The following is a 22695-nucleotide window of genomic DNA, read 5'->3' as shown; positions in this document are numbered from 1 at the left end:
CAAGAGGTTGACGACTGCCAAAGGAGGCGCAGATGAGCCCGCTGTTCTTGATCCTGATGTTCGACCTGGTCACATTCGTGCCGGCGGCAGTGCTCGCCCTCGGACTGAGCTTCGCCCCGTGGGTGCGCTCTCGAGTGCGCGTCCCGGCAGCGAGCCCGGGTCTGCTGCGCTCACGCCCGGATGCACTGGCCAGCCTGACCCTCGGCGTCGCCGCCCTGCTGGCCGCCCTCGTCGCGTTTGCACCCTTCGTCGAGGGCATGCTGCCCGGCTGGCTCACGCTCAACTCGGACCCGTTCGACTTCCGCTGGCACGACTTCTCTCGAGAGCTCATCGTCGGCAGCCTCGCCCTCATCGTGGTCGCTCTGATCCTCGCCCTGTTCCGCAGCACGCCTCGCGCCGCGGTTCCACCTTCCGGGCCGCGAGGTTTGCGGACCTACGCCCCGGGTCGCGGGCTCGCGACCCTCGCCGCGGCTCTCGCTGCGCTTCTCCTCCTGACCGTGTTTGCTGGCTCGATCTCGAGCGCGGATGAGGACGGCCGCCACACCCTGTTCGTCATCGAGACCGGTGGGCAGTTCTCGGCTGCATCGGGGCGCTTCTACGGGTGGGCGTATGGCGTTCCGGCAGCGATCGCGGCGGTCGCCCTCGTCGCGGCAACCGCGTTCGCACTGCACGCCAATGCGACGCGCACCTTCCTCGAGCCGAAGAGCGTCGAGTGGGAGAGCCAAGCACGTCGGGCGCTCGCAACACGCGTCCTCTGGTTCTCGATCGGGATCCTCGTCTTCGTGCTCGGCAGCTGCGCGCTCCGGATGGGAGGCGCGGCCGGTGCGCAGCTGACCGCGCCCGACTACTCCTGGGGCACGAGCATGGCCGCCTTCGAGCCGGTGCTCACATGGGGCGGCCGCCTGCTCCGCGGCATCGGCCTCACGCTGCTCCTGCTCGTCGGCTTCACGCATCGGACCGGTCGGGGACGACGATGAGCGAGGGCACGTCGGAGCAGGTCGCGGCCCACTTCCGGGGGCTGATCCTGGCGGGACGGATCGGCGCGGGTGAACGACTGCCGACCGTTCGCCAGACCGCCAGGGACTTCGGCGTTGCCCTCGGCACCGCGGCGCGGGCCTACCGGCTGCTCGAGGCGGAGGGCACGATCGTCACACGCGGAGCCGCGGGCACCCGGGTCGCGGACCAGCCCTCGACACTGCCCGGTGCCGTCACCGCGAAGCTGCGGGCCGCCGTCGAGGAAGCACGGCGCTCAGGCACGTCGCAGACGGAGATCATGAACGCGCTGACGGCGATCTGGGACTCCGAGTAGCAGCCACCGCTCCCCGACGTCACCCCACCGCGTCACGTCCCGCAAACTCCCCAGCCGCGAGCGCTATCGTCGGCCCAGTCAAGGAAGATCCCGACCGGAAGGCCAACGATGAGCGACCAGAAGATTTCCCACGACGCCGACGGCGAAGAGAAGCCGAACGGCCTCGGCGAAGACGGGACGATTCCCGACTCCGACGATGGAGTCGCGGTCGGCTACGACCCTGACGCCTCCACCTTCGAGCCCGAAGAGGACTGACACCGGCCACCCAGCCGGTTGATGCTGTGGCCCGCGACGCTCCGGCGACGCGGGCCATCTGCGTCGAGACTCACGGGCTCCACGCATCCGGACCCCCGCGGCTTCCCAGGACGAGCCCACAGGCTCGCGGGATGAGCCACCAGATGCACGATCACGAAGACAGCCTCTCCACGGACGAGCAGCTCGAGAAGGACACCGCCTACTCCCCCGGAAGCGAGACCGAGACGCAGGCGAAGCAGGAGACCGGCACCGCACGGGTCGACGAGGTCGACGGGCGCCTCGACGGCGACATCGACACCGACAAGGTGAACGTGCGGCCTGGCACGGGCGGGCCAGACGACGTCGGCGATATCGACGCGGAAGGCATTGAATTCCCCAGCGCGGAGGAGGCGAGCCGAGCGGCCCCCTCGGACAGCTAGCCCTTCTCGGCCAGCGAGGCCGAGGCGGGGCCGTCCGACCTCAACACCAGCCGGTAGCCCATGCCGGCCTCCGTGAGGAGGTGGCGAGGCTCGGACGGCACCGGCTCGAGCTTCTTGCGCAGCTGCGACATGTACAGCCGGAGGTATCCGGTGTCGGTGACATGCTCGGAGCCCCAGATGCTCGTGAGCAGCATCTGCCTCGTCACGAGCCTCCCCGCGTTGCGCACGAGCAGCTCGAGCACCTGCCACTCCGTCGGGGTGAGGCGCACGTGCGCCGCCTCTCCCCCTCCCGTGCGCACGACGCTCTTCGCGGCGAGGTCGACGGACACGTCGCCGAACGCGACGACGGGTTCCGCGTCGCCCTGCGGCACCCGACGAGACAGGGCACGGATGCGCGCGAGCAGCTCGTCGACGGAGAACGGCTTCGTGACGTAGTCGTCGGCGCCGGCATCGAGCGCATCCACCTTGTCGCCGGCCCCGCTGCGCCCGGAGACGACGAGGATCGGCGCGTCCGACCAGCCGCGGATGGCTTGGATCACTTCGATCCCGTCGAGCTCGGGCATCCCGAGGTCGAGGAGGTACAGGTCCGGGCGGCGCTCGGCCGCGATCGAGACGGCCTCCGTTCCGTTGCGGGCGACGAGCACCTCGTACCCCTTGGCGGTGAGGGTGATGCGCAGCGCACGCAGCAGCTGCGGGTCGTCGTCGGCGATCAGGATCTTCATGCGCGATCTCCCTGGATCTGCTCGGGCGGGTTGCCGGCGACCGGCAGCGTCACGACCATCGTGAGCCCTCCGCCCGGGGTGTCCTCCGGCACCAGTGTGCCGTGCATCCCCTCCACGAATCCCTTCGAGATGGCGAGGCCCAGCCCGAGGCCCGTCGAGTTGTCGGTGTCGCCGAGGCGCTGGAAGGGCACGAACACGTCGTCCCGGCGTTCGGCGGGGATTCCGGGCCCCCGGTCGATGATCCTGATCTGCACGCTCCCGCCGAACTCGCTCGTCGCGAGCCGCACGCGGCGGTTCGGTGGCGAGTGCCGGACCGCGTTGGCGAGGAGGTTCACGAGCACCCGCTGCAGGAGGGCCGGGTCGGCGGCGACGGATGCGGCGCTCGAGTCGAGCGCCAGCTCCACGTCGTCCGGGCCGAGCTGCAGCTCGTCGAGCGCGGGCACGATCACGTCGGCGGGGTCGGTCGGCATGATCGAAACGGCGAGTCCCCCGGACTGCAGTCGACTCACGTCGAGGAGGTCGGTGACGAGAGCGGCGAGCGTTCCGAGGCTCTCGTCCGCGGTCTCGAGGAGCTCGTCGCGGTCGGCTGCCGCGAGTTCCTCGCCCGCCGAACGCAGGCCGCTGACGGCCGCCGTCGCCGAGGCGAGGGGCCGCCTCAGGTCGTGGCTGAGGGCGGACAGGAGCGCCCGTCTGACCTTGTCGGAGGCGGCGAGCGGGGCCACCTCGTCTGCCGCGACCCGCAGGTCGCTGTGCTCCAGGGCCGCGCCGAGCTGGGCGACGATGACCGTCAGGAGGCGACGCTCAGAGGCATCGAGCTCGCGCCCGTGCAGCTCGAGTCGCGCGCCAGCCCCGTCTGACGTCCCCGCGCTCACCGGGATGACCGCGTGGCGGTTCCCGCGCACCGGCTCTCCGCAGCTCGCGAGCACAAGCGGGTCAGCCCCACTGGCGTCGCCTCGCGCATCCACGAGTCGCACACCCGCGAGCCCGAACGCCTCCCGTGTCCGCTCGACCAGCGCCTGCAGGGCGCTCTGCCCGCGCAGCACGCTGCCGGCAACCGTCTGCAGCAGCTGCGACTCCGCGGCGGCCCTCCTCGCCTCGCGCGCCCTCCTGGCCGCCCGGTCGACGACGAGGCTCACGAGCGTCGCGATGACCACGTAGAGGACGATCGCGACGAGGTGGCTCGGCTCGGTGATGAGGACCGTGCCGAACGGGGCGACGAAGAAGAAGTCGAGCGTGACCCCCGAGAGCACGGCGGCGAAGAGCGCGGGCCACAGCCCGCCGATGAGGGCGACCGTGACGACGAGGAGCTGGTAGCTGAGCGCGTGCGTCGTGAACGAGTCGACGCTGCCGAGCGATGCCAGGAGCCAGGTGAGCAGTGGTCCAGCGACCAGGGCGAGCGCCAGCCCCGCGATGCGGCGACGCATCGTGAGCGCACCGCCGAGCCGGGGCAGCCTCACGCCGCCGCCGGCTCGCGCGTGGTTCACGATGTGCACGTCGATGCTGCCCGCCTCGCGGGTCACCGCGCTCCCGACGCTCGGCCCCGTGAGCAGCGCAGCCAGGCGATTCCGCCGACTCACGCCGATGACCAGCTGGGTCGCGTTGACCGAGCGCGCGAACTCGATGAGCGCCGCCGGGACATCCTCGCCGACGACCTGGTGGTACGTTCCGCCGAGCTCTTCGACGAGCGCCCGCTGGCGCGCGAGGTGCGCTGGGTCACCGGCGCGAAGACCGTCCTGGCTCGTGACATGCAGCGCAAGCAGCTCCCCGCTGCCCGACCTCGCGGCGATGCGGGCGCCGCGGCGCAGCAGCGTCTCGCCCTCCGCGCCACCGGTGATCGTCACGACGACTCGCTCGCGCGCCTCCCACGTGGTGTCGATGCCCTGCTCGGCGCGGTAGCTCTGCAGGGACTGGTCGACCTCATCGGCGAGCCACAGCAGCGCCAGCTCCCGCAGCGCTGTCAGGTTGCCGAGGCGGAAGTAGTTGGAGAGCGCGGCGTCGACACGCTCCGCCGGGTAGACGAGGCCACCCGCCAGCCGATCGCGCAGCGCCTGGGGCGAGAGGTCCACCACCTGCACCTGGTCGGCGCGACGCAGCACCTGGTCGGGGATCGTCTCCCGCTGCGGTGCGCCCGTGATCTGCTCGACCACGTCGCCCAGCGACTCGACGTGCTGGATGTTCACCGTCGAGAGCACGTCGATGCCGGCCTCGAGGAGCTCCTCGACGTCCTCCCAGCGCTTGGCGTTGCGCGAGCCGGGGGCGTTCGTGTGGGCGAGCTCGTCGACGAGGGCGATCTCGGGGCTGCGCTCGAGCACGGCGTCCACGTCCATCTCCGAGAGCGTCACGCCGCGGTGGAGGGACTCCGCACGCTGCAGCACCTCGAGCCCGTCTGCTGCGGCAGCCGTCGCGGCCCGGCCGTGGGTCTCGACGACCGCGACGACGACATCCTGTCCCGCTTCGCGCATCCGCCTGCCCTCGTTGAGCATCGCGAACGTCTTGCCCACGCCAGGGGCGGCGCCGAGCAGCACCCGCAGCCGTCCGCGCTTCGCCATGACTCAGCGCTCCTTCGTATCCGTGGTCGGGGCCTGCTGCTCGACCAGGGCCTGGTTGAGTTCGAGCACGTTGACGCTCGCCTCCCCGAGGAAGCCGAGGAAGGGGCTGGTCGTGTGCGCTGCGACCAGAGTACGGACGTCCGCCTCCGCGAGCCCGCGAGCCTCGGCGACGCGTGCCACCTGCAGGGCGGCGTACTCGGGGCTGATGTGCGGATCGAGGCCGGATGCGGACGCCGTGACGGCATCCGCGGGCACCTCCGCGAGCGAGACGCCGTTGAGCTCCGCGACTTCGCGGCGCCGCTCGTCGATGGCTGCGACGAGCTCCGGGTTCTCGGGCCCCCGGTTCGAGCCGGAGGAGGCGCCCGAGTCGTAGCCGTCGCCCGCGGCCGATGGGCGCGACTGGAAGAACTCGGGAAGCGGATTGCCTTCGGCGTCCGTGAAGGACTGCCCGATGAGGCTGGACCCGATGCTCGTGCCGTCGTCGTGCAGCTGGGAGCCGTTCGCCTGGGCTCCGAACGCGAGCTGCCCGACGCCCGTGATGACCAGGGTGTAGCCGACGCCGAGCACGAGCGTGAAGAGGAGCATCGCCCGCACGGCGACCCAGGTGGTGCGCGCCGTGGCGCGAGTTGAGGAGTTCAAGGTGGAGTCCTGTCAGATCAGTCGGGGCGGTGGTGGCGGGGTCAGAAGCCGGGGATGAGGCGCACGACGAGGTCGATGAGCCAGATCCCGACGAACGGTGCGACGATGCCGCCAGCCCCGTACACGAGCAGGTTCCGGCCGAGCGTGCTCGCGGCGTTCGCTGGCCGGTACTTCACGCCCCGGAGCGCGAGCGGCACGAGCGCCACGATCACGATGGCGTTGAAGACGATGGCGGAGAGCACGGCCGAAGCAGGCGAGTGGAGACCCATGATGTTGAGGACCCCGAGACCGGGGTACACGCCCATGAACATGGCCGGGATGATCGCGAAGTACTTGGCGATGTCGTTCGAGATGGAGAACGTGGTGAGCGCGCCGCGCGTGATGAGCAGCTGCTTGCCGATGCGCACCACGTCGATGAGCTTCGTCGGGTCGGAGTCGAGGTCGACCATGTTGCCAGCCTCCTTCGCCGCCGACGTGCCCGTGTTCATCGCGACGCCCACATCGGCCTGCGCGAGCGCCGGCGCATCGTTCGTGCCGTCCCCCGTCATCGCGACGAGGTTGCCGCCGTCCTGCTCGCGGCGGATGTAGGCGAGCTTCTGCTCCGGTGTCGCCTCGGCCAGGAAGTCGTCGACTCCGGCCTCCTTGGCGATGGCGGCCGCCGTGAGCGGGTTGTCGCCCGTCACCATGACGGTGCGGATGCCCATCGACCGCAGCTCCGCGAAGCGCTCGCTGAGGCCCTCCTTGACGATGTCCTTGAGGTGGACGACGCCGAGCACGCGCCCGGCGGCCGCGCCGGTGCCTGTAACCGAACCGGGGCCGGGCGCATCCATCACGGCGACGACGAGCGGGGTGCCTCCGCTCTGCGAGATGCGGTTCGTGGCGTCCTGGAGCTCCTCGAGCCGTGAGGCCTCGAGTGGCGCGCCCTCGTCGGCGAGCCAGGCGGTCACCGCGGACCCGGCGCCCTTGCGGATGCGCGCGCCGTCGGGCAGGTCGAGTCCCGACATGCGGGTCTGCGCCGTGAACGCGACGACCTCGCCCTGCGCCGCACCCGGTTGGGCGGCGAGATCGACGCCCTCCTGGCGGGCGAGCTCGACGATGGAGACCCCCTCGGGGGTCGGGTCGGCGAGCGAAGACAGGGCAGCGGCGCGGACCAGTTCCTGCTCGCCCGCGGCGGGCATCCGCACGAACTCGGACGCGCGCCGGTTGCCGTAGGTGATGGTGCCGGTCTTGTCGAGCAGCAGCGTCGTCACGTCGCCGGCGGCCTCGACGGCCCGCCCGGACATCGCGAGCACGTTGCGCTGCACGAGCCGGTCCATCCCCGCGATGCCGATCGCCGAGAGCAGCGCTCCGATGGTCGTCGGGATGAGGCACACGAGCAGGGCGATGAGGACCGTGATGCTGACGGGCTTCGCCGCGTACGAGGCGATCGGGTTGAGCGTCAGCGCGACGACCACGAACACGATCGAGAGGGACGCGAGGAGGATGGAGAGCGCGATCTCGTTGGGCGTCTTCTGCCGGGAGGCTCCCTCGACGAGGGCGATCATCCGGTCGACGAACGTCTCGCCCGGCTTCGAGGTGATGCGAACCACGATGCGGTCGGAGAGCACGCGGGTGCCCCCGGTCACGGCGCTGCGGTCGCCGCCGGACTCGCGGATGACGGGGGCCGACTCGCCCGTGATGGCCGACTCGTCCACGGAGGCGATCCCCCAGATGACGTCGCCGTCGCCCGGGATCAGCTCGCCCGCGGAGACGACGACGACGTCGCCGAGGGTGAGGTCGGCCGAGGAGACCTCGACGGTGCTCCCGCGCTCCGCCCCCGGGTCGCTTGCGGGGTCGTAGCCGCCCACCCGGTGAGCCGCGGTGCTGGTCCTGGTCTGCCGGAGGGTCTCGGCCTGCGCCTTGCCCCGCCCCTCGGCCACCGACTCGGCGAGGTTCGCGAAGAGCACCGTCAGCCACAGCCAGACGGCGATGGCAATGGTGAACGAGGCGGGGATCTGCGTGCCGCCGGAGTCGGCCGGACCGCCCAGGAAGGGCTCGGCGATGGCGAGCGCCGTCGTGAACGCCGCTCCGACCCACACGATGAACATGACCGGGTTGCGCCACTGCGCTCGAGGGTCGAGCTTGCGGAACGCGCCGGGCAGCGACGCCATGATTGGGATGCTCTGCATGGTCAGGAGAGTCCTTCTGCGAGGGGGCCCAGCGCGAGCACTGGGAAGTAGGTGAGGGCCGTGATGAGGACGCTCACGCCGGTGAGCAGCCCGATGAACTGCGGGCGGTGCGTCGGCAGGGTGCCGACGGTGGCCGGCACCTTGTCCTGCGCGGCGAGCGAGCCGGCGAGCGCCAGCACGAACACGATTGGGACGAAGCGGCCGAGCAGCATGACGGTGCCGAGGGCCGTGTTGAGCCATGGCGTGTTCGCGGTCAGGCCGGCGAACGCCGATCCGTTGTTGTTGGCGGCGGAGGTGAAGGCGTAGAGCACCTCGGAGAGGCCGTGCACGCCCGGGTTCCAGATGGACGTCGACTGCACGTCTTCGCGGATGCCCGGGATGGCGAGGCTCAGGGCGACTCCCGTGAGCACGAGGACGGGCGTGACCAGGATGTAGAGGCTCGCGAGCTTGATCTCTCGCGGCCCGATCCGCTTGCCGAGGTACTCCGGGGTGCGCCCGATGAGGAGGCCGGCGATGAACACCGCGATGATCGCCAGCACGAGCATGGCGTACAGGCCGGAGCCGACGCCGCCTGGCGCGATCTCGCCGAGCATCATGTTCAGCATCGGGAGGAGGCCGCCGAAGGCCGTGTAGGAGTCGTGCATGGAGTTGACGGCACCGGTCGACGTGCCAGTGCTCGTGGTGGCGAAGAGCGTCGAGCCGATGACGCCGAAGCGCTGCTCCTTGCCCTCCATCGCTCCCCCTGCGGCCCCGGGCGCGGCACCGAAGCCCGCACTCTCGACGGCGGTGAGCACGGCGAACGACACGGTGAAGAGCGTGGCCATGACGGCGAGCACGGCGAGCCCCTGGCGGCGGTCGCCGACCATCCGGCCGAACGTCCGAGGCAGCGAGAACGGGATCGCGAGCATGAGGACGATCTGCAGCAGGTTCGTCACAGCGCTCGGGTTCTCGAACGGATGCGCCGAGTTCGCGTTGAAGAAGCCGCCGCCGTTGGTGCCGACGAGCTTGATCGCCTCCTGGGACGCGACGGGGCCGCCCGGGATGGACTGCGTTGCCCCGGCGAGCGTCGCGACGTCGGTGAACCCGTTGAAGTTCTGGATGACGCCGCCCGCGAGCAGCGCGAGCGCGGCGATCGTCGACATGGGCAGCAGGACTCGGACGGTGCCCCGCACGAGGTCGACCCAGAAGTTGCCGAGCGTTCCGCTGCGCGTGGCGGCGAGACCGCGCACGAGGGCGATCGCGACGGCCAGGCCGACCGCGGCGGAGACGAAGTTCTGCACGGTGAGCGCCGACAGCTGGACGGTGTAGCCGAGCGTGAGCTCCGGCGAGTACGACTGCCAGTTCGTGTTCGTGACGAACGAGACTGCCGTGTTGAAGGAGAGGGGCTCGGACGGCGCCGGCAGCCCAAGCGAGTACGGCAGCCACTGCTGGGTGCGCTGCAGCAGGTAGACGAGGAGCACGCCGACCGCGGAGAAGATGAGCACTCCGCGGAGGTACGACTGCCAGGTCTGCGGGGAGGCGGGGTCGACGCCCACGAGCCGGTACGCGGCCCGCTCGAGACGCCAGTCCTTCTCTGAGGTGTAGACCCAGGCGAGGTAGTCGCCGAGGGGGCGGTGGAGTGCCGCGAGGATGAGCGCGAGCGTCAGGAACGCGAGGGATGCCATGAGCACAGGAGATCCATCCATCAGAAGCGCTCCGGTTTCAGGAGTGCCACGACGAGGTAGACGATGGCGGCGATGCCGAGAGCGACCGCGACGATGTCGAAGACGATCACAGCTTCTCCATCGCCTTGCCGAGCAGGCCGATGGTGGCGAAGAGGGCGAGCACGCCCGCGACGAAGACGACGTCAAGCACTTGGGCTCCGTTCGGAGGTCAGCGGCCGAGCCGAGGCGGCTGGGCTGCACGCCGTGAGGCGCAGTGCTCGATACAACTCCTCTCAGAGCGCCAGGAGGGTCGTCCTAACGGAACCCATACGAGGTGGATGCCCTTCCTTACAGAACGCCGATGCCGCCTCGCAGCTTGCACCGCCATGATGAGGGTCGGCACCCGACGCGGTGCCGAGGAGGCAGGGCTTCGACCGATGAACGTACTGGTGATGGGCGCGACGGGATACATCGGCAGCCGAGTGATACCGGTCCTGCTCGACGCGGGCATGGAGGTCACGGCCGGCGCCCGCAAGCCGGGCGACCTCGACGCGTTCTGGTGGGCCGAGCGGGTGCGCCGGGTCGAGCTCGACGTGCTCGATGAAGCTTCCGTCGCGGCAGCGGTGACGGCCGACGTCGACGCCATCCTCTACCTCGTGCACGGCATGGCGAGCGACGACTTCCGCGAGGCGGATCTCGAGGCGGCGCGGCTCGTGCGCGCGGCCGCTGACCGCTCTGGGGTGCGACGCATCGTGTACGTCTCCGGCATCATCCCGCCCGTTGCGGAGGAGGAGCTCTCGGAGCACCTCACTTCGCGCCTCGAGGTCGAGCGCGAGCTCCACGAGGCGGACGCGGTGGTCGTCACCCTGCGAGCCGCCATGGTCCTCGGCGCGAGCTCCACGAGCTTCGAGCTCATGTCGCAGCTCGCCGCGCGGCTGCCCGTGACCGTGGTGCCTGCGTGGATGCAGAGCGACGTCGAGCCCATCGCGGTGGTCGACCTCGCCAGGGCCGTGAGCGGCGCGCTGACCGCCGACGTCTCGACGCGCGCCTTCTCCGTCGGCGGCGGCGAGCGACTCCCCTACCCGAGACTCATCGACCGCTACGCCGACACCGTCGAGAAGCGCCGACCGCAGGTCATCCTGCCTGGACTGCCGGAGCCCCTGGTCGCGAGGCTCGCCACCCTGATCACCGACGTGCCGTCCTCGACCGTGACGTCGCTCATGGAGAGCCTGCGCGAGGACATGGTCGCCGACGACGACACGTGGATCGCCGAGCTCCTCCCGGAGGACGCCGAGCGCCCGCTGTCCATCGACGAGGCGCTTCGTCGCTCCGTCGCGCAGCCCGACCCCACCGTCCCCGCGTCGCAGCGAGACCCGATGGGGCGGCTCCCCGGCGACCCGTCCTGGGCCGCGGCTGCCGCTACCGCCTGAGCAGCTTCCACGTCGACGGCAGGAGCGCGCTGACAGCCGCGATCTTGATGGCGTCGCCGATGAGGAAGGGCACGACCCCGAGCGCGAGGGCAGTGCCGAGGTCGACGCCGAGCGAGACCGCGAGCCACGGCACGCCGGCCGCGTAGACGAGGAGCGTGCCGAGCACCGTGGCGCCCACTGTGGACGCGACGTGGCGGTCGGCGCGGCGACGGGCGAGCGCACCGACGGCGACCGCGGCCAGCACGTAGCCGATGATGTAGCCGAACGACGGGAACAGCACACCGGAGGCCCCGTCGGCGAAGATCGGCGCGCCGAGAGCTCCGAGCGCGAGGTACAGGCCGGCGCTCGCCGCGGCCCGAGCGGGCCCGAGGGATGCGCCGGTCAGCAGCACGGCGAAGGTCGCGAGCGAGACGGGCACGGGCGTGAACGGCAGCGGGATGACGATGAAGCCGGCCGCGATGAGGAACAGCGTGCCGCCGAGCACGAGCGCGACGTTGAGGAGCTGAACTCCGGTGCGTGAACCGGCCCCGGCCACGAGATCGGCGAGAACGCGGGGCACGGCGCCATTGGCGGGACGCCTGGCGGCGTCGATCGATTCGGTGCTCATAGGGAGTTGGACCTTTCTCTCGAATCTCCTGAACGGTGTTCAGTGAACGGTGTTCAGTAGATTAGCGCCATGACACCCCGTGGTCCAGCCGAAGGCGCCTCGCGTGACGCCGCACGCACACCTGCGAGCAGCCACGAGAAGCTCAGCCGCACCGAGATCGTCACCACAGCGCTCGAGGTGCTGGACGAGCACGGCCTGCCGAACCTCTCGATGCGGCGCATCAGCGACTACCTCGAGGTGCAGCCGAGCGCGCTCTACTGGCACTTCCCCAACAAGCAGTCGCTGCTGGCGGCCGTGAGCGACCGCATCCTGCGCCCCCTCACCGCCGAGACCTGGCTCCTCCCGGGTGCAGGGACCGAGCCCGGAACACAGCAGACCCGCACCCTCGCGCTGCAGCTTCACACCGCGCTCCGCTCCCGCAGGGACGGCGCCGAGCTCGTCTCGAGCTCGTTCGCCCTCGGCCTGCTGACCGTCGATCTGGTGCGGATGACCTCAGGCGCGGCCCGCAGCGACTTCGCCCTCGATGGCTGGGGCGGTCGCACGTGCGCCGAGGCGGTCGTGCACTACACGATCGGGCAGGCCTTCCACGAACAGCAGCAGACTCACGCCGCGGAGGTCGGCGCCCTCCAGGCCCACGCCCAGGACCCACTCGAGCCGCAGGACCCCACCGAGCGCTTCACGGCTGGCCTCGACCTGATCCTCGCGGGAGCCGCGACGCTCGCGAAGGACGAGACGAGCACCGCCCCCTAGGCGAAGTCGACGTGCTGCAGCACCCACGTGTGCATCGCGACGGCCGCCGCCGCTGACGCGTTGATCGAGCGAGTCGAGCCGAACTGCGAGATCTCCAGCACAGCATCCGACACCTCGACGGCCTCCGCCGACACCCCTGGGCCCTCCTGCCCGAACAGCAGCACGCACCGCTCCGGCAGCTCGTAGGTCTCGATGGGCACGCAGCCGGGCACGTTGTCGATGGCGAGCACGGGCATGCCCTCGCTTCTCGCCCAGGCGATGAACGCCTCGACCGTCTCGTGGTGCACGACGTGCTGGTACCGATCGGTGACCATGGCACCCCGCTTGTTCCAGCGGCGCTTGCCGACGATATGCACCGTGTCGGCGGCGAACGCGTTCGCGCTGCGCACGATCGAGCCGATGTTCATGTCGTGCTGCCAGTTCTCGATCGCGACGTGGAACGCGTGACGCTTCGTGTCGAGGTCGGCGACGATCGCATCCATCGACCAGTACCGATAGCGGTCGATCACGTTCCTGCGGTCGCCGTGCTCGAGCAGCTCCGCATCGAACCAGGGCCCCTCTGGCCAGTCCTCGCGACCACCGGGCCAGGGGCCGACCCCGTGCGGGGCGTCGTCTTCGCTGCCGAACTGCTGCTGTTCACTCACCGCCACAGCCTAGGCGCGCCGGGCCGCGAGCGTGGCGTACACTCCACTTAGAGTCGAACTGACCTTAAGTATCCGCCGCCACGGCGACACCACCAGCAGAGAAGAGAGCAGCGGATGACCGCCACCAACGCGACCCTCGCCGTCTCCACGGTGATCTTCGCGCTGCGCCCATCCCCGCCCTCGTCGCACCGGGCGCCAGCGCCCACGATCTGGGTGCCGCTCGTGCGCCGTCAGCGCCAGCCGTTCATCGACCTCCTCGCCCTCCCAGGCGGACCGCTCGGCGACGAAGACCTCGGCGCCGCCGCCTCGCGCACCCTCTTCGAGACGATGCGCCTCGCGCCCAAGTACCTCGAGCAGCTCTACGCCTTCGGCGACGCCGACCGCGTCTTCGGCAACGACCCCCGCGTCGTCTCGGTCGTCTACTGGGCGCTCGTGGGCGGCGAGGAGGCCAGCTCCGCTCGCCTCGGAGACAACGTGCGCTGGCACCCCGTCGACGACCTGCCACCCCTCGCCTTCGACCACCGGCGCATCATCGACTACGCCCTCTGGCGGCTCAGGAACAAGGTCGAGTACAGCTCGATCGCGCACAGCTTCCTCGGCGACTCCTTCACCCTCGCCCAGCTGCGGGAGGTCTACGAGGCAGTGCTCGGCAGGCCGCTCGACGCCGCCAACTTCCGCCGCGACATGCTCGCCTCGAAGTCCCTCACCGAGACCGGAGAGACCCTCGCCGGCACCCGGCACCGACCCCCGAAGCTCTACCGGTACCTCCCCCAGAAAGACGCAAGCCATGACCACGACCGCCTCAGTGCACACCACGATCACGCGCATCCAGAACGGCAAGCAGGCGGGCGAGAGCTGCTCGCCGGAGCTCGTGAAGTCCCCGTGGGTGTTCGACCTGCAAGTGCCGTCCTACGGGCCTGGGGCGTCAATGGCCGACCGGCTTCCGCCCGCGGCGCCCAGGCAGGAGCTCCTGCCGGAGGAGTACCGGACCGCGAGTGACGAGGAGATCCACGACCGCATCCTCGCCGCCAAGGCCACGCTCGGCGACCGAGTCGTGACCCTCGGCCACTTCTACCAGCGAGACGAGGTCGTGCAGTACGCCGACTTCATCGGCGACTCCTTCCAGCTCGCGAACGCCGCCAAGGCCAAGCCGGAGGCAGAAGCCATCGTGTTCTGCGGCGTGCACTTCATGGCGGAGACCGCCGACATCGTGTCGGCACCGGAGCAGGCCGTCATCCTCCCGAACCTCGCGGCCGGATGCTCCATGGCAGACATGGCCGACAGCGACTCGGTCGAAGAGTGCTGGGAGCAGCTCACCGAGCTCTACGGCACGGAGCCGGACGCCAGCGGCCGCGTGCCCGTCATCCCCGTCACCTACATGAACTCGTCCGCCGAGCTCAAGGCGTTCTGCGGCCGCAACGGCGGCATCGTCTGCACCTCCTCCAACGCCGAGACGGTGCTGACGTGGGCTTTCGAGCGCGGCCGGCGGGTGCTCTTCTTCCCCGACCAGCACCTCGGCCGGAACACCGCGAAGGCCATGGGCGTGCCCACCACGGAGATGCCGCTGTGGAACTCGCGCCGCCCCCTCGGCGGGCAGACCCCGGAGTCGCTCGACGCCGCCAAGGTGATCCTCTGGAACGGCTTCTGCTCCGTCCACAAGCGCTTCACCGTCGCGCAGATCGAGAAGGCCCGCGCCGAGTACCCCGACGTGCGCGTCATCGTGCACCCCGAGTGCCCCATGGCGATCGTCGACGCCGCCGACGAGTACGGCTCCACCGACTACATCACGAAGGCCATCGCGGCCGCCCCAGCCGGGTCGGTGTTCGCGATCGGCACCGAGATCAACCTCGTGCAGCGCCTCGCCGCCGAGTACCCCCAGCACACCATCTTCTGCCTCGACCCCGTCGTGTGCCCCTGCTCGACGATGTACCGCATCCACCCCAGCTACATCGCCTGGGTGCTCGAAGGGCTCGTCGCGGGCGAGGTGCGCAACCAGATCAGCGTGCCCGCCCACATCGCCGAGCCCGCCAGGGTCGCCGTCGAGCGGATGCTCGCGGCAAGGCCGGACACCACGATGGCCTCCTGACATGGCCCGGGAGGCCGGGCCCCTGCGGGTCCTCGTCATCGGGAGCGGCATCGCCGGCCTGACCGCCGCCCTCTCCGCCTGCGCAGAAGGCCACGACGTGAGCGTCGTCACGAAAACGACAATTGACGACACCGCCACGTCCCACGCCCAGGGCGGCATCGCGGCGGTGCTCGGCACTCGCACCGGCATCGGCATCGGCATCGGCGACGCCGACGACAGCGTCGAGTCGCACGTCCGCGACACCGTCGCGGCCGGTGCCGGCCTCGGCGACCGGCGCGCCATCGAGGAGCTCTGCCGTTCCGCGGAGGCGCGCATCCTCGAGCTGATCGCGCTCGGCACCCGCTTCGACCGGGAACCCGCCGGCGCGCTCAGCCGGGGCCTGGAGGCCGCGCATTCGCACGCCCGCATCCTGCACGCGTTCGGGGATGCCACGGGGCGCGAGATCCAGCGCGCGCTCAGCGCAGCAGTCCGATCGGCGGCCGCGAAGGGCGAGCTCCGGCTGCTCGAGCACACGTTCCTCGCCGACGTCGCGGTGCGCTGCGAGCGTGCCGTCGGCGCGTGGCTGCTCAGCCCCGAGGCGCCGACGCCCCGCTTCCACTCCGCCGACGCCGTCGTCCTCGCGACGGGCGGCACCGGCCAGCTCTTCGCCCACACGAGCAACCCCGCCGTCGCGACCGGCGACGGCATCGCCGCCGCAGCCAGGGCCGGCGCGCAGCTCGCCGACCTGGAGTTCGTGCAGTTCCACCCGACAGTGCTCGCCGGCTCCGGCGGCGCGCTCATCTCGGAAGCCGTGCGCGGGGAGGGAGCCGTGCTGCTGAACGAAGCGGGCGAGCGGTTCCTCCTCGGCGTGCATCCCGACGCGGAGCTCGCCCCACGCGACGTCGTGGCGCGGGGCATCGCCGACGAGATGGCGAGGCAGGTCGGCCGCCCTGTCCGCCTCGATGCGAGGCACCTCGGGCGGGAGTTCCTCGAGCGCCGGTTCCCCAGCATCACCGCGCACATCGACGAGAGCGGGCTCGACTGGTCGCGCGAGACCGTGCCCGTGACGCCGGCCGCCCACTACCTCATGGGCGGGGTCGTGACCGACCTCTCCGGGCGCACGAGCATCCGCGGATTGTTCGCCGCCGGGGAGACCGCCCGCACCGGCGTGCACGGCGCCAACCGGCTCGCGTCGAACTCGCTCCTCGAGGGTGCCGTGTTCGGGCGTCGCGTCGCGGAGGCGATCCACCACGACGCCGCAGCGCGATCCCTCGCCGCCGCTGACCAACTTCCGGGACCAGATGGGGCCAGGCAAGCGGATGGCTGCGCGGATGCCGGTCTCATCCCGCAAGTTGGTCAGACGGCGGCGGCGGCAACCGCGGGGGTGGCGGGGGCGCAGGCGACGCCAGCCTTCTCGCGCGGGGCGCTGCAGGGGCTCATGTGGGCGCAGGCGGGGCTGCACCGCAGCGGTCCGGCGCTCGAAGACGCCAAGCTCACGCTCGACGCGTGGGCCGAAGCACGGCCAACAGAGGGGGCTTCCTCCTCCGTCTCCGACCGCGAGGACACGAACCTGCTCCTCCTCGCCCGCCTCACGGTGGCCGCAGCTCTTGCCCGCACCGAGTCGGTGGGCGCGCACTTCCGATCCGACGAGCATCCGGCGGCGGGGGCGGCAGAGGCGGCGTCCCCGCCCGCGTCGCCGCGCGCACTCCCCCGCTCGCTCCCCCTCCGACAGAAGGCGATGGCGCACTGATGCTGACTCCTGCCCACATCGCGACCGCCGTGAGCGCGGGGCTCGCCGAAGACGCCCCGTGGGGTGACATCACGGTTCATGCGCTCATTCCCGTCGAGGCGACCGCGAGCGCGACGCTCGTCGCCCGCGAGGCGGGGGTGCTCTCGGGCATCGACGTGTTCGCGGCGGCGTTCCGGCTGACGGATGCCGAGGTCCTCGTCGATATGCACGCCGAGGATGGCGAGGCGTTCGCGGCCGGGGATGTGCTGGCGACCGTGACGGGCCCCGCCGGGTCGGTGCTGACGGCCGAGCGGGTCGCGTTGAACTTCACGCAGCGGATGAGCGGCATCGCGAGCCTCACTCGGAGCTACGTCGAGGCCGTCGCCCACACCTCGGCTCGCATCACGGACACCCGCAAGACGACGCCAGGGCTCAGGGCCTTCGAGCGGCACGCCGTCGCGAGCGGGGGCGGCCGGAACCACCGCTTCTCGCTGTCCGATGCGGTCATGGCGAAGGACAACCACCTGGCGGTGCTGCTCCAGCAGTCCGGTCTCGGGGTCACGGATGCGCTCCTCGCGGCGCGCGCGAAGCTGGGCCACACGACGCACGTCGAGGTGGAGGTCGATCGGCTCGACCAGATCCCGGCGGTGCTCGACGCGGGCGTGGACACGATCATGCTCGACAACTTCTCGCTTGCCGAGCTGCGCGAGGGTGTCGCCCTCATCGCCGGTCGGGCGGTCGTGGAGGCGAGCGGCGGGGTGAGCCTCGAGACGGTCGCGGCGATCGCGGAGACCGGTGTCGACGTCATCTCCGTCGGCGCGCTCACCCACAGCGCGCGGGCCATCGACCTGGGTCTCGATATGTCGCTCGAGGTCGGGCCCGTGTCAGACGCCGATGGCTGACGTGCTGCACCTCGACGCCGCGGCGACCTCGCCGGTTCGCGAGGAGGCGCTCGCCGCCGCCTGGCCGTTCCTGACGGCGTCGTTCGGCAACCCGTCGAGCACGCATGGGCTCGGCGAGGAGGCGGCTGCAGCGCTGGCCGACGCCAGGAAGAGCATCGCGGCCGTGCTCGGCTGCCGCGCCACCGAGGTCGTCTTCACCTCGGGCGGCACCGAGGCGAACAATCTGGCGGTCAAGGGCCTCGCGCTCGGCGACCCGCGCGGACGGCACGTCGTGACGAGTCGCCTCGAGCACGAATCGGTGCTCGCCTCCGTCGACGCACTGGTGCGGCTCCACGGCTTCGAGGTGTCGTTCGTCGACGTGGATGCCCGCGGCACGGTCAGCGCGGAGTCGCTCGCCGCTGCCCTCCGCGACGACACGACGCTCGTCTCGCTCTCGACGGCGAACAACGAGGTCGGCACGGTGCAGGACATCGCCGCTCTCACCGACGTTGCCCATGCGCGCGGTGTGCCGTTCCACACGGACGCCATCCAGGCGGCGGGCTCCCTCGACATCTCGATGTCGTCGACCGGCGTGGATGCACTCAGCGTGTCCGGCCACAAGCTCGGGGCACCGAAGGGGGTCGGGGTGCTCGCGGTGCGGTCGAGGCTGCCGCTGGAGCCGCTCATGCACGGTGGCGGCCAGGAACGAGGGCGTCGCTCGGGCACGGAGAACGTGGCCTTCGCGGTGGCGTTCGCGGTCGCGCTGCGGCTCGCCGACGAGGAGCGGCGCGCGGGCCAGCTCGACGCCGTCGGCGCCAGGGACGCCTTCGTCGCCGCGGTGCTGGGGTCGGTCCCGGGCGCGCGGCTCACGGGCCACGCATCCGCTCGCCTCCCCCGGCACGCGTCGCTCGTCATCCCCGGCATCAACGGCGAGACGGTGCTGCTCGAGCTCGAGCAGCACGGCGTGCTCGCCTCGGCTGGCGCGGCCTGCGCCGCAGGCCACGACGAGCCGTCGCACGTGCTGCTCGCCCTCGGCATCGCGGAGGACGACGCGCGGACCGCCCTGCGGTTCACGTGGGGAGCGTCCACGACCGCAGAGGAGCTCGGTGGGGTCGCGGACGCCCTCCTCGAGTCGGTCGCGCGGGTCTCGAGGGGCTAGCGCCTGCGCTTCGGGGCGCCCGAGAGGAGCCTCGAGCCGTCCTTCGTGAGCTTCCGGTACTCGACCCCCTCAGGGCCGAGACGCCTCCGCATGGTGCGCAGCGCATCCACCGACGCGTCGACCGTCACGACCCTGCGCCCGCACTCGCGCGCCACCGCCGCCGTCGTGCCGGAGCCGCCGAAGAAGTCGGCGACCCAGTCGCCCTCCCGGCTGGATGCGCGGATCATGCGCCGCAGCAGCCCCGCCGGCTTCTGCGTCGCGTAGCCGGTGCGCTCCTTGCCGGTCGGGGAGACGATCGTATGCCACCAGACGTCCGTCGGCAGCTTGCCCCGCTCCCGCTTCGCCTCGGTGACCAGGCCGGGTGCCATGTACGGCTCACGGTCGACCTCGGCGGCATCGAAGTGGTACTTCTTCGGGTCCTTCACGTAAACGAGGATCGTGTCGTGCTTCGCCGGCCACCGCTTCGACGTGCGCGCCCCGTAGTCGTACGCCCAGATGATCTCGTTGAGGAACTTGTCGCGCCCCACGAGCGCGTCGAGGACCACCTTCGCGTAGTGCGATTCCCGGTAGTCGAGGTGCAGGTACAGGGTGCCCGTCTCGTCGAGCAGCCGCCAGGCCTCCACGAGGCGTGGCTCGAGGAAGCCCCAGTAGTCGGCGAACTCGTCGTTGAACGCCGAGAGCTCCCCGAGGGTGTGCTCGTAGCTGCGACCCTGGAACCCCGTGCGGGTGAGCGGCGTGGATGCTGGGGCCGCGGCCTCCGATTCGGCGGGCGCGGCGTCGTGCGCGAGCGCCTCCCCGAGCTCCGCGGCTTCGACGGACTCCTCCACTGGCGACTGCCGTTTCACCTTCACCGACTGCCGCTTCTGCTGCTTGCCGGTGTTGAAGGGCGGGTCGAGGTAGATCACCTGGAAGGCACAGTCTGGGAGGCGGCTCATGGCGTCGAGGTTGTCGCCGTGCACGACGAGGTCGGGTCCTGCGGCGTTCCACAACGAGGTCACCCGTCGAGATTAACGCGCCGAGCGCGTCGGAATGTGCATACTCGGCCGTATCCGGGCGCAGGCTAGGGTTCTGCCATGACGGTGAACTTCGACGACGGTCGCACCATGAAGCAGCGGATGCTGGCCGGCGAGCTGTACCACGCGGACGACCCGGAGCTGCTGGCGGGGGCGGAGCGCGCGGTTCGGCTGCAGGCCGAGTACAACGCGGCGTTCCCCGTCGACACGGAGCGCGCATCCGGGATCCTCGCCGAGCTCCTCGGCAGTCTGGGCGCGAACGTCACCGTGAAGGCGCCCCTGTACGTCGACTACGGCTCCAACATCACGATCGGCGACGGCACCTTCGTCAACGTGGGTCTCGTGGCGCTCGACGTCACTCCCATCACGATCGGTGCGAGCTGCCAGATCGGGCCGAACGTGCAGCTGCTGACGCCGACGCATCCACTCGACCCCGAGCCCCGTCGCGCCGGCTACGAGGCGGGCGCGCCCATCACGCTCGGCGACAACGTGTGGCTTGGCGGCGGCGTCATCGTCTGCCCCGGCGTCACGATCGGCGAGAACACGGTCGTGGGCGCTGGCGCCGTCGTCACGAAGGACCTGCCCGCGAATGTCGTCGCCGTGGGCAACCCGGCACGCGTCATCCGCTCCCTCAACTGACCAGACCTCACGGAGACGGAGCATCCATCATGGCTTCACGCAGCTACGCACGCGGCACCACGGAGTTCGACCGTGGGCTGACGTTCTTCGACGCGGTCTACGCGGTCGCCATCACCCTGCTTGTCGTCGACATCGTGCCGCCAACGGCAGACCATTGGGCGAGCTGGGATGCGCTCGCCGGCTCCGGCGTGCTCGACCAGCTCCTCGCCTTCGCGATCAGCTTCTTCGTCATCGCGAACTTCTGGAAGGTCAACCACCGCCTCATGGGCGAGGTGTCGGCGCTCGACGGCCCGCTGCTCAACACCAACATCGTGGCGATGTTCTTCATCGTGCTGCTGCCGTTCAGCACCGCGTCGATGAGCGAGGCGAGCCTCGACTCGCAGCCCCTGCCGGTCGTGCTCTACGCCGTCAACATCATCTGCGCGTCGCTCGCGCAGCACGTCATCTGGGTCGTGGCTGTGCACCGCGGGCTCACGGAGCCGTCGCGGGCGGCGCGCCGCCGGTCGGCGTTCACGTTCGTCGTGCCGGCCGTGTTCGCCCTGTCGATCCCGGTCGCGTTCCTCCTCGGCCCGGACCCTGCGCGCTACACCTGGCTGCTGCTGCTCCTCACGGGCCCCGTCTCGTCGGCCATCCAGAAGCGGATGGCCGCGCGCGACGGCGAGGAGCCGGAGGACGCCTAGCCGTTGCTCGCCGTGAGGTTGTAGACGTCAAGGCGTGTTCAGTAGCGCGATGAGGGCGTTGATCGCTGGTTCGAATTGAGGGCGCGAGGGTGTAGCGAATCCGGTGACGAGCGCTCGGGGTTGCGGATGGCTTCGGGTGTAGCGGGAAAGCGTGTGCACTGCGACAGCGTCTGAGGAGAGGCCGTCATGGTCGCTCGCCAAGGTCACCTGATCCTCACTCACCGGGATCAGGGCGTGGAGTCCGGCCGGGATACCGGGGACGTCGTACCCCGCACTGTGGAGCGCGCGTTGAAGATAGGCGCGGCGTCGAGCGTATTCGCGGCGCTGGCGGCGGATGTGGCGTTCGTAGTCCCCGCTGCGGATCAGGTACGCGAGAGCGAGCTGGTTGAGTACCGGGGCGCCGCCAGTGAGGGCCTCGGAGACCTCAGTGACGGGCTGTACGAGATCGTGCGGAAGGACGAGCCAGCCGAGCCGAAGCCCGGGATCGAGGGTCTTGCTGGCGCTACCCGCGTAGACGACGTGTTCGGGCACGGATCGTTGCAGTGCCGCGATCGGGCGACGATCGAAGCGGAATTCGCCGTCGTAGTCGTCCTCGATGATGTAGCTGTCGTTTGTTGTGGCCCAATCAGCGACGAGTTGACGTCGGGTGGGGGCGAGCGCGCCGCCGAGCGGGAACTGATGCGCCGGGGTCAGCAGGACTGCGTCGGTCTCATTGCGTAGCTGACTGACATCGGCACCGTCGTTGTCTACGGGAAGATCGTTCACGGTGAGCCCGGCCGTGCGCCAGGGCCGGTCGATCCCGGGCAGCGATGGGTCTTCGATCTCGATCGTTGTCGCGCCCTGAGATGCGAGTGCGGCGGCAAGAAGCGTGCAGGCGGTGCGGAAACCAGCACAGATCACGATCGCCTCGGCAGTGGTCTCTACCCCGCGGGCTCGACTGAGATAGGCCGCGAGCTCGCTGCGCAACTCCAAGACGCCCGCTCCATCCGTTTCGAAGGCTCCCGCGGATGACGCGGCGCGCCGGGTGGCAGCGAGCCATCGTGCGGTCGGGAAGGAGCCACGCTCAGGCTGCCCTGGTCGCAGATCAAACCCAGACCGCATCCCGGGGGCAGTCTTCTCCGTGCGGTGTGCCGGGGAGGTGTTGCGAGCGACGAAAATCCCGGCCCGCGGCCGGGCTTCCAGGACGCCTTCGGCGACGAGGTCGTCGATCGCGGCCACGACGGTGTTGCGGGCGATGCCGAACTCCACAGCGAGTTCGCGCGTGGCAGGCAACCTGGCCCCTTGAGCGAGGGCACCTCGTGCGATCGCATTGCGGATGGTGTGCTCGACCGCACGCGCTTTCGGCAATGACCTGTCCAGACGGAAGAGATCATCCATTGGACCAAGATACTGCT

The 22695-nt window shown here is 70.6% G+C and carries 22 protein-coding genes and 1 pseudogene; 13 read left to right on the top strand and 10 right to left on the bottom strand.

All coding sequences use genetic code 11. The features are described 5' to 3' along the window. Positions 1–32: 32 nt before the first annotated feature. From C5E05_RS12880 to C5E05_RS12870, 4 genes are all read left to right on the top strand, one after another. Positions 33–977, top strand: coding sequence for a hypothetical protein (locus C5E05_RS12880; RefSeq protein WP_104342148.1), 945 nt, complete (start codon positions 33–35; stop codon positions 975–977). Further along, entirely contained in the window at positions 974–1309 is a 336-nt protein-coding gene (locus C5E05_RS12875) for a GntR family transcriptional regulator (RefSeq protein WP_104240053.1), read from the top strand. The genes C5E05_RS12880 and C5E05_RS12875 overlap by 4 nt, the downstream gene beginning before the upstream one ends. A 108-nt stretch (positions 1310–1417) precedes the next feature. Continuing rightward, positions 1418–1564 carry a hypothetical protein gene (locus C5E05_RS20195; RefSeq protein ID WP_181057671.1) on the top strand — a complete coding sequence of 49 codons (147 nt, stop codon included), beginning with the start codon at positions 1418–1420 and terminating at the stop codon, positions 1562–1564. Positions 1565–1695: 131 nt separating this feature from the next. Continuing rightward, positions 1696–1983, top strand: a complete 288-nt coding sequence (locus C5E05_RS12870; protein ID WP_104240052.1) for a hypothetical protein — start codon at positions 1696–1698, stop codon at positions 1981–1983. Here the strand turns inward: C5E05_RS12870 and C5E05_RS12865 are convergent. Genes C5E05_RS12865 through kdpF form a run of 6 tightly spaced genes read right to left on the bottom strand, consistent with a single transcriptional unit; the run spans position 1980 to position 9835 of the window. After that, the gene (locus tag C5E05_RS12865) at positions 1980–2705 is read right to left on the bottom strand and encodes a response regulator (protein WP_104342147.1); all 726 of its coding nucleotides are present in this window, start codon (positions 2703–2705) and stop codon (positions 1980–1982) included. The two genes, C5E05_RS12870 and C5E05_RS12865, sit on opposite strands and share 4 nt — an antisense overlap. Next, positions 2702–5254, bottom strand: a complete 2553-nt coding sequence (locus C5E05_RS12860) for an ATP-binding protein (protein ID WP_104342146.1) — start codon at positions 5252–5254, stop codon at positions 2702–2704. The genes C5E05_RS12865 and C5E05_RS12860 overlap by 4 nt, the downstream gene beginning before the upstream one ends. A 3-nt stretch (positions 5255–5257) precedes the next feature. Then, complete coding sequence (kdpC, locus tag C5E05_RS12855; protein WP_104342145.1) at positions 5258–5893, bottom strand: potassium-transporting ATPase subunit KdpC; 636 nt, start codon at positions 5891–5893, stop codon at positions 5258–5260. A gap of 41 nt (positions 5894–5934) precedes the next feature. Beyond that, complete coding sequence (kdpB, locus tag C5E05_RS12850) at positions 5935–8061, bottom strand: potassium-transporting ATPase subunit KdpB (RefSeq protein WP_104342144.1); 2127 nt, start codon at positions 8059–8061, stop codon at positions 5935–5937. A gap of 2 nt (positions 8062–8063) precedes the next feature. Continuing rightward, positions 8064–9725, bottom strand: a complete 1662-nt coding sequence (gene kdpA, locus C5E05_RS12845) for a potassium-transporting ATPase subunit KdpA (RefSeq protein ID WP_258064868.1) — start codon at positions 9723–9725, stop codon at positions 8064–8066. A gap of 20 nt (positions 9726–9745) precedes the next feature. Then, positions 9746–9835, bottom strand: a complete 90-nt coding sequence (kdpF, locus tag C5E05_RS12840) for a K(+)-transporting ATPase subunit F (protein WP_104240046.1) — start codon at positions 9833–9835, stop codon at positions 9746–9748. Positions 9836–10141: 306 nt separating this feature from the next. Between kdpF and C5E05_RS12835 the strand changes: the two genes are divergently transcribed. Beyond that, positions 10142–11134 (top strand): NAD(P)H-binding protein, encoded by a 993-nt coding sequence (locus tag C5E05_RS12835; RefSeq protein WP_104342142.1) that lies wholly within the window; start codon positions 10142–10144, stop codon positions 11132–11134. Here the strand turns inward: C5E05_RS12835 and C5E05_RS12830 are convergent. After that, positions 11124–11741, bottom strand: coding sequence for a biotin transporter BioY (locus C5E05_RS12830; protein ID WP_104240044.1), 618 nt, complete (start codon positions 11739–11741; stop codon positions 11124–11126). The two genes, C5E05_RS12835 and C5E05_RS12830, sit on opposite strands and share 11 nt — an antisense overlap. Before the next feature lie 69 nt (positions 11742–11810). Here C5E05_RS12830 and C5E05_RS12825 point away from each other — a divergent pair, with 69 nt between their 5' ends. Beyond that, on the top strand, positions 11811–12491 hold the full coding sequence (locus C5E05_RS12825; RefSeq protein WP_104240043.1) for a TetR family transcriptional regulator: 681 nt from the start codon (positions 11811–11813) through the stop codon (positions 12489–12491). On the opposite strand, the gene C5E05_RS12820 is transcribed toward C5E05_RS12825, so the two are convergent. Further along, positions 12488–13135 (bottom strand): TrmH family RNA methyltransferase, encoded by a 648-nt coding sequence (locus tag C5E05_RS12820; RefSeq protein WP_104342141.1) that lies wholly within the window; start codon positions 13133–13135, stop codon positions 12488–12490. The genes C5E05_RS12825 and C5E05_RS12820 overlap by 4 nt on opposite strands. Positions 13136–13249: 114 nt before the next feature. Between C5E05_RS12820 and C5E05_RS12815 the strand changes: the two are divergent. From C5E05_RS12815 to C5E05_RS12795, 5 genes and pseudogenes are all read left to right on the top strand, one after another. Continuing rightward, a pseudogene (locus C5E05_RS12815) lies at positions 13250–13900 on the top strand (NUDIX domain-containing protein); the annotation flags it as partial. A 22-nt stretch (positions 13901–13922) separates the two neighbouring features. Next, positions 13923–15221 (top strand): quinolinate synthase NadA, encoded by a 1299-nt coding sequence (gene nadA, locus C5E05_RS12810; protein WP_104342140.1) that lies wholly within the window; start codon positions 13923–13925, stop codon positions 15219–15221. Position 15222: 1 nt separating this feature from the next. Further along, positions 15223–16950 carry an L-aspartate oxidase gene (locus C5E05_RS12805; protein ID WP_104342139.1) on the top strand — a complete coding sequence of 576 codons (1728 nt, stop codon included), beginning with the start codon at positions 15223–15225 and terminating at the stop codon, positions 16948–16950. After that, positions 16950–17831, top strand: a complete 882-nt coding sequence (gene nadC, locus C5E05_RS12800) for a carboxylating nicotinate-nucleotide diphosphorylase (protein ID WP_104342138.1) — start codon at positions 16950–16952, stop codon at positions 17829–17831. Before C5E05_RS12805 ends, nadC begins: the two co-directional genes overlap by 1 nt. A 1-nt stretch (position 17832) precedes the next feature. Then, complete coding sequence (locus C5E05_RS12795; RefSeq protein ID WP_104342195.1) at positions 17833–18969, top strand: cysteine desulfurase family protein; 1137 nt, start codon at positions 17833–17835, stop codon at positions 18967–18969. Here the strand turns inward: C5E05_RS12795 and C5E05_RS12790 are convergent. Next, complete coding sequence (locus C5E05_RS12790) at positions 18966–19904, bottom strand: site-specific DNA-methyltransferase (protein ID WP_104342196.1); 939 nt, start codon at positions 19902–19904, stop codon at positions 18966–18968. The genes C5E05_RS12795 and C5E05_RS12790 overlap by 4 nt on opposite strands. Before the next feature lie 138 nt (positions 19905–20042). Between C5E05_RS12790 and C5E05_RS12785 the strand changes: the two genes are divergently transcribed. After that, on the top strand, positions 20043–20621 hold the full coding sequence (locus tag C5E05_RS12785) for a sugar O-acetyltransferase (protein ID WP_104342137.1): 579 nt from the start codon (positions 20043–20045) through the stop codon (positions 20619–20621). 29 nt (positions 20622–20650) lie between these two features. After that, positions 20651–21301, top strand: coding sequence for a TMEM175 family protein (locus C5E05_RS12780; protein WP_104342136.1), 651 nt, complete (start codon positions 20651–20653; stop codon positions 21299–21301). Positions 21302–21328: 27 nt separating this feature from the next. Here C5E05_RS12780 and C5E05_RS12775 read toward each other — a convergent pair whose 3' ends face one another. After that, a complete protein-coding gene (locus C5E05_RS12775) occupies positions 21329–22678 on the bottom strand; it encodes a PLP-dependent aminotransferase family protein (RefSeq protein ID WP_104342135.1) in 1350 nt (449 codons plus the stop codon). Positions 22679–22695: the final 17 nt, after the last annotated feature.

This window comes from Pseudoclavibacter sp. AY1H1 (assembly GCF_002931055.1).
In the GTDB taxonomy this organism is placed as follows: Bacteria; Actinomycetota; Actinomycetes; order Actinomycetales; family Microbacteriaceae; genus Pseudoclavibacter.
This window is presented reverse-complemented; position numbering and strand designations above follow the sequence as displayed.

Coding starts and splice junctions, on each gene's coding strand:
- C5E05_RS12880 (WP_104342148.1), top strand. CDS start 33: ATGAGCCCGCTGTTCTTGATCCTGATGTTCGACCTGGTCACATTCGTG.
- C5E05_RS12875 (WP_104240053.1), top strand. CDS start 974: ATGAGCGAGGGCACGTCGGAGCAGGTCGCGGCCCACTTCCGGGGGCTG.
- C5E05_RS20195 (WP_181057671.1), top strand. CDS start 1,418: ATGAGCGACCAGAAGATTTCCCACGACGCCGACGGCGAAGAGAAGCCG.
- C5E05_RS12870 (WP_104240052.1), top strand. CDS start 1,696: ATGAGCCACCAGATGCACGATCACGAAGACAGCCTCTCCACGGACGAG.
- C5E05_RS12865 (WP_104342147.1), bottom strand. CDS start 2,705: ATGAAGATCCTGATCGCCGACGACGACCCGCAGCTGCTGCGTGCGCTG.
- C5E05_RS12860 (WP_104342146.1), bottom strand. CDS start 5,254: ATGGCGAAGCGCGGACGGCTGCGGGTGCTGCTCGGCGCCGCCCCTGGC.
- kdpB (WP_104342144.1), bottom strand. CDS start 8,061: ATGCAGAGCATCCCAATCATGGCGTCGCTGCCCGGCGCGTTCCGCAAG.
- kdpA (WP_258064868.1), bottom strand. CDS start 9,725: ATGGCATCCCTCGCGTTCCTGACGCTCGCGCTCATCCTCGCGGCACTC.
- C5E05_RS12835 (WP_104342142.1), top strand. CDS start 10,142: ATGAACGTACTGGTGATGGGCGCGACGGGATACATCGGCAGCCGAGTG.
- C5E05_RS12830 (WP_104240044.1), bottom strand. CDS start 11,741: ATGAGCACCGAATCGATCGACGCCGCCAGGCGTCCCGCCAATGGCGCC.
- C5E05_RS12825 (WP_104240043.1), top strand. CDS start 11,811: ATGACACCCCGTGGTCCAGCCGAAGGCGCCTCGCGTGACGCCGCACGC.
- nadA (WP_104342140.1), top strand. CDS start 13,923: ATGACCACGACCGCCTCAGTGCACACCACGATCACGCGCATCCAGAAC.
- C5E05_RS12805 (WP_104342139.1), top strand. CDS start 15,223: ATGGCCCGGGAGGCCGGGCCCCTGCGGGTCCTCGTCATCGGGAGCGGC.
- nadC (WP_104342138.1), top strand. CDS start 16,950: ATGCTGACTCCTGCCCACATCGCGACCGCCGTGAGCGCGGGGCTCGCC.
- C5E05_RS12790 (WP_104342196.1), bottom strand. CDS start 19,904: ATGAGCCGCCTCCCAGACTGTGCCTTCCAGGTGATCTACCTCGACCCG.
- C5E05_RS12785 (WP_104342137.1), top strand. CDS start 20,043: ATGACGGTGAACTTCGACGACGGTCGCACCATGAAGCAGCGGATGCTG.
- C5E05_RS12780 (WP_104342136.1), top strand. CDS start 20,651: ATGGCTTCACGCAGCTACGCACGCGGCACCACGGAGTTCGACCGTGGG.
- C5E05_RS12775 (WP_104342135.1), bottom strand. CDS start 22,678: ATGGATGATCTCTTCCGTCTGGACAGGTCATTGCCGAAAGCGCGTGCG.